The sequence below is a fragment of the Lysinibacillus sp. G01H genome (assembly GCF_028872195.1).
Taxonomy (GTDB): Bacteria; Bacillota; Bacilli; order Bacillales_A; family Planococcaceae; genus Lysinibacillus; species Lysinibacillus capsici.
Map to the genome: position 1 here is coordinate 3,631,493 of NZ_CP118397.1, position 13,423 is coordinate 3,644,915.

Sequence of the window (13,423 nt, forward strand, 5' to 3'; positions counted from 1 at the left end):
CTTATTTTTAGATTAATAGAGGTGAAATGTTAGTGGAGTTACGTCAATTACGCTATTTTGTAGAGGTTGCTGAACGTGAGCATATTTCAGAGGCAGCTGAGCATCTTCATGTAGCCCAATCTGCCATTAGTCGGCAAATCGCAAATCTTGAAGATGAGTTAGGCACCCCGTTATTTGAACGAGTGGGACGAAATGTCAAATTAACACCAATAGGGAAGACATTTCTTGAACATACCATTACGGCATTAAAGGCCATCGATTTTGCAGCAAAGCAAATAGAAGAATATCTTGATCCTGCAAAGGGCTCAATTAAAATCGGCTTTCCAACAAGTTTAGCTAGCTATGTTCTGCCAACCGTTATTTCTGCCTTTAAACGCGAATATCCTGATTTACAATTTCAACTACGTCAAGGGTCTTATCGATTTTTGATTGATGCAGTCAAAAATCGGGAGTTGAACCTCGCCTTTTTGGGACCCCTGCCCCCGAAGGACGAATCCATCCAATCAACCATTCTGTTTACTGAAAATATTGCTGCTCTTTTACCAGCCAATCATCCATTAGCTAAAAGAGAAAGCATACAGCTTGCAGAGTTGAGAAATGATCTATTTGTATTATTTCCAGATGGTTACATTTTGCATAAGGTAGCAATGGATGCTTGTCGAGCTGCAGGCTTTTTACCAAATGTCATTTCAGAGGGAGAAGATTTGGATGCACTAAAGGGCTTAGTCGCAGCTGGCATAGGTGTTAGTCTATTACCAGAGAGCTCTCTTTATGATTCAGCAGCTCGCTTTACCATTAAGGTCCCTATCGAATCTCCAACAATACCTAGAACAGTTGGTATTATTTCACCAGTTAATCGAGAAATCGCACCTTCAGAAGCTATATTTTTAGACTTTGTGAAAAACTTCTTTTCTCGTCTTTCTCAATTCCAATAAAAAATCGCCTTTTTGGCGATTTTTTTTGACTTCACATTATTTAGTTGAATGCTCACCAATCCATTGTAATGTTTTTGCGCCTAAGCCTCCTGCACGCCATAACACCACGTCATGATAGTTTCTCCTCTGTACATAGTTCACCCATTTTTCAAGCGTTACTTGATCAGCATACCAAACTTCATGGCTGATTCCGCTATCATCTATATACGTAAAATAAACCGCACCACTTGCCTTATCACGTCTCTTTTCTGCTTTCGTATCAGCTAATATTTGCTCAGCCTCCAGTTCCGTTAAAGCAAACGTTTTATCTTCTGCTACCCATTCAAAACCACCTGTAGCAAAGGCAATGGCTAAATCTTGATTTGACTTCTTGATTTTTTTCACTAAATCATTAAGAAAAGAAAAAGTGGCTTTTGCACCTGGTCCACTATGATAGCCATGAACATTATAGGCCATTACAGTATAGATAGGTCCATCAGGTAATTTCACATCAAATGGAAAGCTTGGCTCTAGGACGACATGTAATGTCTTATTCTTTTTGGAAAGCGCTTGGTACAGCTCTTTTAAAAAGATGGTATATTTTTTTAGGTCTTCTTGTGCTACCTTTTCATAATCAATTTCAATCCCAGCCAATTGGTACTGTTCTACTACCTCTAAAATATTGCTGATATGCCTTTTTCTAGCAGCAGAATCATAGACCAGTCTGTGCAAAAGCTTACTATCCTTTTGAACTGATGGAGCGTTATCTGTAACATAATCATTAATAAGCGTTAGGATTACATGATGTGATTTAGTAAATTGCTGCTGTGTTTGTTGCAACATATCAATTGCATTTTCTGTTAAAAGCAATTCATCATTACTATTAAAATAAGCACCGAAAACCCTTATATCGTGTAGTCCTTTTTGAGAATTTTTCAAATCCTCCATAGCAAAATAATTTTGCCATTCAGGTAACCAGATAGACAAACGAAGCTTCTCTTTATTTTTTTCATCAATTTTTGCTACAGCTGATGGTTCTTTACTAGGACTACAAGCCGTAATAAATAGGAGCGCTATACAGATAAACAATACAAAATTCTTCACTTGAATTAAATTTCACCTCAGTTTAGAAGGTTTCAATAAAGAAATCCACTACATCGTTTATCATAGCTATAGTTTTTTTCTTTACCTTCTCAAAATTCGTATATTGGTTTGTATAAATGATTTGCTTTTTACTATCTGTAATCAAAATATCCTCTACGAATGTATCGTAAATATCATCTGCATACTGTTCATGTGAAGTATCCTTTTTACTGTATAACGCACCAAACCCAATCTGTGACCCTTGTAATGCTGGATTTATTTGAACGGTCTCGGATAATACATTATCTACATTTATTTCTATTTTATCCTGATTGACGTTAATGTGAAATACTCTTTTTTTCGCTAGGTTTCTTGGGTACTCTTTGTCGTCAATGCGAGAACCCTTTTGAGTATCACGATAGGTGTAAACGGTCGCTTTGTTAAATGCATATTCCTCTTCATTCCATTTTATTTTATTTAACTGAAAGCGCTCCTTCTCAACAATACCTGCCTCTGGTAATTTTTCACTTACTACAATCTCATTATCTACTAATGCAATTCGTAAATAGCTGTTTGTTTTTTCATCGTAATTGGTGTAGAAAGCTTGCTGACCTACAACATTTCCTTTAAAAGTAAAGTGTGCTTGAAAGCTTTCGGCTAAAGCATCCTTTAAGAGAATTCTGCCTTCACTAGATGGAGGAGAGGTTAAGGTAATTTCATTATTTTCAAATTCAGCTGCTCCATTTACCACATGCCAATTTTGTGCTATTTGAGGATCGCCTATCTTAAATTCAATGTTTTGTTTACTAGTTTGAAAAATTTTCATCATGACATGATTGGTTGACCAATACGGTGATACTTGTAAGCGATTTAAGTTATAAAGATCTGCCTCTCGATCATTATAGGCACTCCTCTCTAAATTAAAATGCAGGCGAAACTTGTCTTTAATTTCCTTGTCATTCATTTTTTGGACTAACAGGTCCATATTGTTATAAAGGGAATTAGCATGCATAATCGCATAAGCTTTTGGCACTTCGCCAAACTCTTGTTGATAAATATCCTCCATCAACGTGTAATCCTTCTTAATGCGTTCTTCCATCTCTTGTCGTGTTTCACTTGGAATCATATATGGATTCCGAATAAAGTCCATTAAATAATGGTTGTAGTATTCTATCGTTGTTTTATTAGGTACATCATTTTCATCGATAACACCAAGTGATTGTCCTTTATCGTTAAAAACATTAATATAGGTTAATCTATACCCATTAGATCCTAATTCCCAATATCCGCTTCTTTTCATCAACTTTAAATCTTTAGGCTTTAAGAATTTACTATCCCTCGTAGCCATTTTATTGGCATACGTAAACATTGTCGCCTTATAATTTAATTTTTCTATAATATTTTGAGCAAAAATACTAGAATCTGTGCGACCATCCTCAAATGATAAATACAATGCTTTTTTAGGCAATGGTTTGTCTTTTTTATAGAAATCTAATATATCCTTTTGTGTAATTGTTTGAAAACCTTGCTTTTTCAATAATGTTAATTGTTCTTCCAAATTCTTTTTTGATACATATTTAGGAGAATCATTTCTACTTACCCCGAAATAAGAAAGGGCTATAAACCCGTCTTTATTGTTTAATGGCACTGCTTCAGCAGTTCGCTTCTCTGTCAAAAATATAGCTTTTATTAATATCACAGCTAAGAAAAACACAATGATGAATTGTACGATCGAACGAATGATTTTCCAACGATTTTTTTTAGCTGGCTGAAGTTCTATGCTTTTTCCTTTCATTCCTTCTCACCCATTTTTCTTTTTTTAAATAACTGAAATAGGGATCTTCGTAATTTCTGTTTCTCCATTTTCTTTTCTTTCTCTAAAACGTCTTGAGGTGTTTCTCTTGTTCCCCATGTAGATTTCCAAAAAGTAACCCATGCTACTGGCATCTGCCAGAGCAAAATAAATTCATAGTATAGAACAAAGATAAAACCAAACCCCCACAGTGTGCTCTTTCTAAAGAATAAATGTGCCAAACTCATTAACATAGCCATTAATAGTAAGCCTAGTAGAAACGTTGTTGGAAAAATGCCATAGATCAATGGTACATAAATTAAGTTATATACAACAATAATCGGGGCAGCGATTGGCACAATTAAACCAATGATAAAGAAAAGAAACATAAAAGGTTCTTTTTTCCACATAAATAAAAATGCACGTAATGATTCTCGAAGCCAAGAACGTTTCCATCTCATTTGTTGTGATAAAAAAACTTTCGTATCAGAAGGAACAATCGTAGAACAAATTGCATTATCCTGATAGCCTGTTCGATGTGTTTTTAAGATATAATTGGTCATACTGCGGTCATCTCCAAATGTAGCTGGCTGACCAAGAAACTTTTGATTGAGCCAGGCTGTTTCATTTTTTAAAATAAGCTCTTTCCGATAGCAGGCTAATGGCCCCGATAAACAAGTAACCGTATCAAACCATGATTCAGCTGCTTTCATAATTCGAAAAGCTATATAATAACGGACTGCTTGTAATTTTGTAAGCGAGTTGGTAAATTTATTTTCAACCTCCGTTCGACCAGCCACACCGCCCATTTTAGGATCTTGGAAAGGCTGAACTAAATTGCGGATGGCATGTGGCTCTAAAAAACTATCTGAATCCACAAACACAACTAATTCATGTTTTGCTTGATGAACCCCTGCAACTAAGGCTTCACGTTTTCCTCCGTTCTGTGGGAGCTTAAAAAACTTTAAGCGATCATTCGTCCTAAAACGTTCACCCTCACCATGTATAAGGTTAATCATATCCTTTGCCTTTTCTTCTGTGCGATCTGTTGAACAATCATCAACAACGATTACTTCTAACTTATCCACTGGATAATACTGATTGATACAACTTGATACCGTGCGATGAATCCATTCCTCTTCGTTAAACACAGGGATAATAATGGATACACCTGGTTCAAACTTCGGATTAATTGGTACATTTTTATAGAGAATACCAAACATATATCTACTTAACAGAAACGTTGCGGCAATAATACTATAAAGATATAAAAATTTATTAAATCTGAAATAAATCAAACTTTCTGCTCTCATTAATATGACACAAAGGGACACAATCAAGAAAAACAAACTAGCTACAAAAATAGAAACGCCCCAACGGTTTTTTATCATATATTCATTTAATGGATGCAAAAATTCACAAGCAATGTAATAACGGATTTGTTCATCTACTTCTTTCGTAAAATAACGTACAACCCGAGCCTTTAACTTGACTTTGGACTCATAGCCCTCTGGCATTGCCCCTCCTGGTATTGTGAATCCCATTGTTAGTATTTCATCGATTAATAACTGTTGGGGCTGATGGGAGTAAACAAGGATACCCGTTACTGAAATATCCTCTGCATAATATTTATTTGAACTCACTGGACGTCTAGGTCTTTTAAGCTGAACTTCAAAATTTGTTTCATAGCGTAAACTCATTCGTTGGAGACGATAAACTTCGTTCACATCTGTAGGATCAATCTCCTCTTTCTGGTAGGATGCTCCACGTCGATCCACTAGGTTTCGTACATTTTCAGGATCGGGAATATTTGATAGAATTCGGCGGTCAGAGCGTGGTGTCGTTAAAATCTCTTTTTTCGTTGTCATCACTCATTCACATCCCTACTTATATCTTCCTCAATCCAAGTCGACATTTTACTAAAGCTATAGCCATCTTGTTGTAGTTTTTCAATAATTAGTGGTAATGCTTCTACTGTATTCGTTCCATCTAAAATATGCATGACAATGACTTTCCCTGGTGCAGCCCTTTCGATTACTCGTTCATAAATGTCCTGTGCTTTAAAATCTAAATTCCAATCAAAAGAAGCAATATCGTACATTGCAATGGTTTTTATCCCCGCAGCAGTAATAATTTTGGCTGTTCGCTCATCCATTATGCCTTGCGCTGGTCTGAAATATAAAAGCGGTGGCTCTTGTAAAGCATAGGTCAGCGCTCGATGAGCCTTCACTAAATCATCCTGCAATTCTTCAGGTGTCATTTTCGTAACATCTAAATGATAATAGGAGTGACTTGCTACCTCATGACCTTCCTCTACAATCATTTTTGCTAACTGTGGATTTTTCTCGACTCCACTACCAATTAAGAAAAATGTACTTTTGATATTATATTTTCGTAAAACGTCCAGTACTTCTTTTACGCGCTTTTCATGAGCCCAATCATCAAAAGTAATAGCTATTTCTTTTTTGGAGGTCTCTTTTCGATAATATATATTTGGCTTGGCATGCTCATAGTTTAAATTGGGGCTAACAGCGTCATACCCTTTTATTTCTTCTACAGACTTTGTTAAATATCGTTCGTCTAACACATCGCTTAACGTAGTAATCGTGTACTCACGTTCTTTAGCTAATTGCGCTAATAAGGGAATGGTATCAATAATGGCAGGATTAATGTATGTGTTGAGATGGATGATAGAGCCCCTATCAATATATTGGCTGATATAGTCAATCAGCTCTTGAGCACTTTGCATTTTTCTATCAAGTGGATTAATAGATAATCCAATAACAGCCTTCATATCTAGTGTGGCTGCTACTAAACGCATATTGTCAGTTACATCACCTGAGCGACTTCGCACATATTTCGGTGTATAGCCTAAATGCTCTTCAAAAATTTGATTAGTTAAAAAAATTTCTTCATACGTCTGGTCATAATCTAACGTCGCTACATTTGGAAACGTCAATGTACCGTTTTGTACCTCATGACCCCTCTTTAAGATATCCTTCACAAGCTCTGGCTCCTGAGCAACACGCATGCCCTCCAAGAAAAAAGTCGCTTTCATATTCGATTCATCTAATTTTCTTAGTAATTGCTCCATTGTTTCGTTATCTGCAAAGCCATTAAATGTTAAGGCAACTTTCGATACGACAATATTGGCATGACTAATTAAATCACTCATTGACCCATCAGATTTTTTGATTTTAATAGATGAATCAACAGGATGAATCGTTTCTTCGGTAGCGGAGTGACATCCCGTTAGAATCAATAAAATAAGCAGACTACAGATTTTAAGTAGTTTCATTTCCAATGAATTCCCCTTATAACTTGTGATAATTTTTATTTTCGAAAGCAAAATTGGTATTACGTGTATCAAAAATTAAGGAAGCCTGTTGATCAATTAAAGAGTAATCAATATTTGCATGATTCGTTAAAATTAATACGGCATCTGCCTGTCGGATTATTTCTGCCGTTAATGGAACTGTGTTTAAAAGGGATTGTTGTACAGAGAATGTTTGAATAAACGGATCGATAATCTTTAGTTCACACTGACTATCTAATAGCTGTTGGATAACACGAAGTGCTGGAGATTCACGTGGATCATTTATATTAGGCTTATAGGTAACACCAATGACAACGATACTGGCCTTACATAGTTCTTTATTTAGTTTACGTAAGTAAATTTCTAATCTATTCACAACAAAGTTCGGCATTGATTCATTGACTTTATCTGCAGCCTCAATCAATGTTGCAGAGATGCCATGCTGTTGCCCAGCCCATAATAAATATTTAGGATCTACGGGGATACAATGTCCCCCAACTCCAGGTCCGGGTTTAAACGGCATAAAACCATATGGCTTTGTAGTAGCTGCTTCAATAACCTCCCAAACATCAATATCCATTTTATAACAAATTTGACTTAACTCATTGACAAGGGCAATATTGATTTGCCGAAATGTATTTTCCAGTAATTTCTCCATTTCAGCTACTCTCGGACTCGTCACAGTATATATAGTGGTATGAATGACTGTTTCATAAAAAACCTTTGATACTTCTAGACATGCTGCTGTTATACCCCCAACCACTTTCGGCGTATTCGAAACGGAAAACCTATTATTGCCTGGATCTATACGTTCTGGTGAATAAGCTAAAAACAAATCATGACCTATAACAAAACCATTTTTTTGAAAAATGGGCTGAACAATATCTTCTGTTGTCCCAGGGTAAGTTGTACTTTCAAGAATAACGAGTGCACCAGACTTAATATTTCTTCCAATGCTATACGTTGCCTCTTCTATAAATGAAATATTAGGCGTTCCATCTATTGTTGTAGGTGTTGGTACACAAATTACTACTACGTCAACATGCGAAAGTTTAGCAAAATCATTAGTGACTTCAAATTGTTTATTTTTAATGATTTGCCGTATATTTTCTTTAGATAAATCAGCTATATAACTATCACCTGCCTGTAACAGTCTGATTTTATCTTGATTTTTATCAAAACCTATAACACGAAAACCACTTTGCGCAATCTCAACAGCAAATGGTAACCCCACATAACCAAGTCCAATAACCCCAATAGTCGCAGTTTTAGATTTAATTTTCTTTGATAGCACTGAGCTTAATGATTGCGTTTTTATTTTCATAAAAATTTACTCCTCTATCTAAACAATATTCAACTTCTAACAGATTTAACGTTAAAGAATTTAGCTTTAAACAAACTCCTTTCACTGCTAATTACCACTGCATGATTTTTCAGTGAAAAACGATTAATCAAAAACATTCAACAATTTGTTAACGTTTATATAGTACTAATTGAAACTAAACAATTTCTAAACATTTTGAAAAACGTTATAAAATACCTATTTTCATCAAATTTAGACAATAATAGTGCAATAAATCACATTATATTTATCAATAATTTCAAAACTTCTATTTTAGGCTAAATAATTAATAAATGCAAAAAATCCCTTAAGTATGACTAATACTTAAGGGATTTATAAAAAAGGTATGTGAGTTATATGACTCACATACCTTTCGAATATTATTTAACTGGTACTACTGCTCCTTTCCACTCTTCTAAAATGAAGTCTTGGATTTCTTTAGATGTTAATACTTCTAATAATTTTTTAATTTCAGGTTTTGTTTCATCACCTGCACGTACAGCGATGATGTTAATATATGGAGATTCTTTATCTTCAAGAGAAATAGCATCTTCAATTGGGTTTAAACCGTTATCGATGGCAAAGTTAGAATTGATAAGTACTGCATCGCCTTCATCATTTTCGTACATTTGTACAAGCATCTCTGGTGCAGTATTTGCATCGAATTTAAAGTTTTTAGGATTTTCTTCAATATCCTTTAATTCTGCTGCTGTTTTATCAATGCCTTCTTTTAATTTGATTAAGCCTTTAGCCTCTAATAATGACAGCATACGACCATGGTCAGATACTGAGTTAGAAAGTAAGATTGTTGCGCCTTCAGGCAGGTCTTCTAACGTTTTATATTTTTTTGAGTAAATACCAATTGGTTCAATGTGAACGCCACCTGCATTGACGAAATCATAGCCATTGTCTTTAATTTGTAGCTCTAAATAAGGAATGTGCTGGAAATAGTTGGCATCAATATCTTTTGACTCTAAATTTTGGTTTGGTAGAACATAATCTGTATACGTTTCAATTTCAAGGTCTATGCCTTCTTTAGCTAAGATCGGTTTTGCTTTGTCTAAAATGACTGCGTGTGGTGTATTAGAAGCACCTACTTTTAATGTTACGTTTTCTTTGCTATCTGTTTGATCACCTGATGCTGATTTTTCATCTTCTTTTTTATCTGTACCGCAAGCTGCTAATGCTAGTACAAGTATTGATAAAAATAATCCTGCTAATAACTTTTTCATTTATGACACTCCCTTTTATTTGTTTAAAATATGTTAGCGGTAAGAACCGAAATAACCTCTTTTACTTGCTAGCGTTTATCAATTTTCTCGGTAATTAAATCACCAATCCATTGAATAATAAATACGACTACTAAGATCAAAATAGTTGCCATTAATGTCACATCTTGGCGATTTCGCTGGAAGCCGTCTAAGAAAGCTAAGTTACCAAGACCCCCTGCACCAATAATTCCTGCCATCGCAGTATAACCTACAAGAGCAACAGCCGTTACAGTGATACCAGAAATCAAGGCTGGCAATGATTCAGGAACCAATACTTTCCAAATAATTGTAGAAGTTTTCGCCCCCATTGAACGAGCTGCTTCAATCACACCTTTATCAATTTCACGTAACGCAATTAATACCATACGAGCATAAAACGGTGCTGCACCGATAATTAATGCAGGTAACGCCGCATTAGCTCCTCGAATTGTACCTAGTAAAAACTTCGTAAATGGAATTAATAAAATAATTAATACGATAAATGGAATGGAACGGAAAATATTTACGAGTGATCCTGTTAAAAAGTTAACGATTTTATTTGCCCATAACTGATTGGGACTAGTTAAAAATAGAACAATACCAATGACTAACCCAAGAATAAATGTCACAACCGTTGATATAGCTGTCATGTATAATGTTTCATACGTAGCTTGCCACATATTTTCCCAGTCTACATTCGGAAAGAGATTAGTTAGCATTTTCAATCACCTCCGTCTGTACTTCCACTGTATTTAAATAACGAAGGGCTTCAGTGACGTTTGTCTGAGAGCCATCAATTTGCACAATCAATGTACCATATGCACCATTTTTTGTTTGCGAAATATTTCCGTGAACAATACTTACTTCTACATCAAATTGTTTCACAAGATGTGAGATGACAGGCTGTTCTGTTTTTTCACCAACAAAAATAAGTTTGACAAGTTGTCCAGTTGGATAGTTTGTTTTAATTTGTGCTACCGTATCTTGTGTTTCCTTAGTGTCTGTAATTTGAGATACAAACTTCTTAGTAATAGCTGCCTGTGGGGCTTGGAAGACTTGCAATACCTCACCACGTTCCACAATTTCGCCTGCCTCCATCACCGCTACACGATGACAAATTTTGCGAATGACATGCATTTCGTGGGTAATCAGGACGATTGTTAAGCCTAAGCGTTCATTTATATCTACGAGTAAATCAAGAATAGCATCCGTTGTTTCAGGATCGAGTGCGGAAGTCGCCTCATCACATAGTAAAACCTCTGGATTATTCGCTAATGCACGTGCAATTCCTACACGCTGCTTTTGTCCACCAGAAAGCTGGGATGGATAGGCCTTATCGCGCCCTTCTAAGCCTACAAGGGCAATCAATTCCTTCACACGTGCTTCACGTTGAGCCTTTGGGAAGCCTGCGATTTCTAAAGGGAATGCAATATTTTCGGCAACTGTTCTCGACCAAAGTAAATTGAAATGCTGGAAAATCATACTTACCTTTTGTCTAGCCGCTCTAAGCTTTTGCCCTTTTATCGATGAAAATTCTTGATTGTTCACCGTTACTGTTCCTGCTGTCGGTTTCTCTAAACCGTTTAATAAACGAATCATGGTACTTTTACCAGCACCACTATAGCCGATAATGCCAAAAATTTCACCTTTATTAATAGTAAGGTTGACGTCTTTGACTGCCGTTAATTCGCCATTTGCTGTTTTGTATTTCTTTGTAATATTTTGAAGCTGGATCATAGCGAATACTCCTTTTCTCATATAGAAAACCCCTTCACTCACAGACAAGTAGAAGGGGTCACGTATGATACGTTAAACCGTTCTCTCATCTTTCAAAGAAAAATCTTTGAGTGATTTGGCACCTTTTCACATTGTGATGGTTGCCGGGCTTCATAGGGCACTTCCCTCCGCCACTCTTCATAAGAGTTCGATATATTTAATGTTTTAGTAATATATTTGATACTTTACCACGCTAGTAAAGTTCAGTCAATTGATTTTTTTAACAATTCATATAAAAATGGTACGGATTGAAAGGCATAAATTTTTTCTGTCACTTTTCCGCCATCACTGATGAGTAGACAGGGAACACTTTCAATTTGATGCTCATAGGCAATGTGTTCCAAAAAGTTGATATTTGCTTTACCAATTTGTAGCTGTGGCAGTAATTGTTCAATAACGGACATCATTTTAGATGCCACTGCACATGTTCCACACATCGGAGTATATAAATAAAATGCAGTTTTCTCTCCCGACTGTTTAGCCGTTTCCCACTGCTCTGTTGACCATTCTTCCATTTACTCACGCAACCTTACAAAATATATTCATTATGGATTGAAAAATGTGCACGCAGTAAAATCATCGCTAGGACTTTTCTTGGTGTCGTTTCTACTTCCTTGTATGTTGGCATTGTGCGCAGATGCTCAGCTTCTGGATAATGTCTGTCCATTAATGCACGTAGCTTATCCCCAGAAGTATCTGCATCAAAAAAAGTAAATAGCTCACAGCCCTCATAGGGATCCAGTAGTTCTTCTAGTTGATGCACACCAATTGTACCATTCGTACATAGTATTGTAACATTCTCATTCAAAATAGGCTCAATTTGTAGCTTATCTGAACGCCCTTCTACTATCAAGCATTTTCCCTCGAACATTACGCCACCTCCATTTAGAGATCCCCACTTATAAGTCATTATATAACAAAAAACGCCGGTAGTTGCCGACGTTTTTCGATTATGGCTTGTCTTATTCAGCGATCATTTCTTCGTATTGCTCTGCTGTCATTAGTTTCTCAACTTCTGATGCATCAGCAGGCTCAACAACGATCATCCATGCTTTTTCATATGGTGATTCATTAACGAATTCTGGGCTATCTTCTAAATCTGCATTTACTTCCACTACAGTACCTGAGATTGGTGCATATAATTCAGAAACAGTTTTTACTGATTCTACGCTACCGAATGGATCATCTGTTTTGATTTCGTCGCCAACTTGTGGAAGCTCAACGAATACGATATCTCCTAATTCAGATTGTGCGAAGTGAGTAATACCAATACGTACTTTTCCATCTTCTACTTTTACCCATTCATGTTCTTCAGAGTATCGTAAGTCTTTAGGTGTGCTCATGCAAAAAACCCCTCCATAAATATGTAATATATTCACTTTCAGTGTGCCATACTTCTCCTCTAAATACAAGGTTTAATACGGTTATTTCCAAGCTTGCTCAAAATCTACTTCTTTAAAACCTAAAGTAACTTTTTTTCCATCTGTGACGATGGGACGTTTAATTAACATACCATCTGAAGCTAATAACTCAAGCTGCTCATCCTCCGTCATTTCGGCTAACTTGTCCTTTAAGCCAAGCTCACGATATTTCATACCTGAGGTATTAAAAAATTTCTTCAAAGGCTGTCCGCTAGCCTGCCAAATAGCTGTTAATTCTTCTTTAGTGGGAGGTTGCTCTGCGATATGTACCTCTTCATAGGAAACCTCATGCTCATTTAACCACTTCTGTGCCTTTTTACATGTTGTACATTTCGGATAATGGAAAAATTGAATCGTCATTACAATGCTCCTCTTCTGTCTTTTTCTGTAGTATACCATCATAGTTGTTTTCAATGGTGAACTTCACTCTTTTTTGTAAGTTTATCCACTAGTTTTGCATTTTTATCCGTCCTCTTACGATATTAGTCATTTTTCTTATATAAAAAAACCTAGCTATCTTTTGCAGATA

The 13,423-nt window shown here is 35.9% G+C and carries 13 protein-coding genes and 1 riboswitch; of the genes, 1 reads left to right on the forward strand and 12 read right to left on the reverse strand.

Annotation, left to right across the window (positions count from 1 at the left end; translation table 11 throughout):
* The first annotated feature begins 32 nt into the window (after positions 1-32).
* The gene (locus PSR12_RS18530; protein WP_004228242.1) at positions 33-935 is read left to right on the forward strand and encodes a glutamate biosynthesis transcriptional regulator GltC; all 903 of its coding nucleotides are present in this window, start codon (positions 33-35) and stop codon (positions 933-935) included.
* Between the two features lie 36 nt (positions 936-971).
* Here PSR12_RS18530 and PSR12_RS18535 read toward each other — a convergent pair whose 3' ends face one another.
* The 12 genes from PSR12_RS18535 to PSR12_RS18590 all read right to left on the reverse strand — a co-directional run bounded on the left by PSR12_RS18535 (position 972) and on the right by PSR12_RS18590 (position 13,254).
* A complete protein-coding gene (locus tag PSR12_RS18535; protein ID WP_274770067.1) occupies positions 972-2,018 on the reverse strand; it encodes a glycosyl hydrolase family 18 protein in 1,047 nt (348 codons plus the stop codon).
* A 22-nt stretch (positions 2,019-2,040) separates the two neighbouring features.
* The gene (locus PSR12_RS18540; RefSeq protein ID WP_221681263.1) at positions 2,041-3,792 is read right to left on the reverse strand and encodes a polysaccharide deacetylase family protein; all 1,752 of its coding nucleotides are present in this window, start codon (positions 3,790-3,792) and stop codon (positions 2,041-2,043) included.
* Positions 3,789-5,657, reverse strand: coding sequence for a glycosyltransferase family 2 protein (locus tag PSR12_RS18545; RefSeq protein ID WP_221681262.1), 1,869 nt, complete (start codon positions 5,655-5,657; stop codon positions 3,789-3,791). Before PSR12_RS18545 ends, PSR12_RS18540 begins: the two co-directional genes overlap by 4 nt.
* Positions 5,657-7,087, reverse strand: coding sequence for a polysaccharide deacetylase family protein (locus PSR12_RS18550; RefSeq protein ID WP_274770068.1), 1,431 nt, complete (start codon positions 7,085-7,087; stop codon positions 5,657-5,659). The genes PSR12_RS18545 and PSR12_RS18550 overlap by 1 nt, the downstream gene beginning before the upstream one ends.
* Before the next feature lie 16 nt (positions 7,088-7,103).
* Positions 7,104-8,429 carry a nucleotide sugar dehydrogenase gene (locus tag PSR12_RS18555; RefSeq protein ID WP_274770069.1) on the reverse strand — a complete coding sequence of 442 codons (1,326 nt, stop codon included), beginning with the start codon at positions 8,427-8,429 and terminating at the stop codon, positions 7,104-7,106.
* A gap of 398 nt (positions 8,430-8,827) precedes the next feature.
* Entirely contained in the window at positions 8,828-9,679 is an 852-nt protein-coding gene (locus PSR12_RS18560; protein WP_274770070.1) for a MetQ/NlpA family ABC transporter substrate-binding protein, read from the reverse strand.
* A gap of 68 nt (positions 9,680-9,747) precedes the next feature.
* Positions 9,748-10,416 (reverse strand): methionine ABC transporter permease, encoded by a 669-nt coding sequence (locus tag PSR12_RS18565; RefSeq protein WP_004228234.1) that lies wholly within the window; start codon positions 10,414-10,416, stop codon positions 9,748-9,750.
* Positions 10,406-11,434, reverse strand: a complete 1,029-nt coding sequence (locus PSR12_RS18570; protein ID WP_004228232.1) for a methionine ABC transporter ATP-binding protein — start codon at positions 11,432-11,434, stop codon at positions 10,406-10,408. Before PSR12_RS18570 ends, PSR12_RS18565 begins: the two co-directional genes overlap by 11 nt.
* A gap of 82 nt (positions 11,435-11,516) precedes the next feature.
* Positions 11,517-11,620: riboswitch (SAM riboswitch) on the reverse strand.
* Between the two features lie 56 nt (positions 11,621-11,676).
* Complete coding sequence (locus PSR12_RS18575; RefSeq protein WP_221681260.1) at positions 11,677-11,988, reverse strand: thioredoxin family protein; 312 nt, start codon at positions 11,986-11,988, stop codon at positions 11,677-11,679.
* 14 nt (positions 11,989-12,002) lie between these two features.
* The gene (locus tag PSR12_RS18580; protein ID WP_004228229.1) at positions 12,003-12,344 is read right to left on the reverse strand and encodes a toprim domain-containing protein; all 342 of its coding nucleotides are present in this window, start codon (positions 12,342-12,344) and stop codon (positions 12,003-12,005) included.
* Positions 12,345-12,435: 91 nt separating this feature from the next.
* Positions 12,436-12,816 (reverse strand): glycine cleavage system protein GcvH, encoded by a 381-nt coding sequence (gcvH, locus tag PSR12_RS18585; RefSeq protein ID WP_004228227.1) that lies wholly within the window; start codon positions 12,814-12,816, stop codon positions 12,436-12,438.
* Between the two features lie 81 nt (positions 12,817-12,897).
* A complete protein-coding gene (locus PSR12_RS18590; RefSeq protein WP_004228225.1) occupies positions 12,898-13,254 on the reverse strand; it encodes an arsenate reductase family protein in 357 nt (118 codons plus the stop codon).
* Positions 13,255-13,423 lie beyond the last annotated feature (169 nt).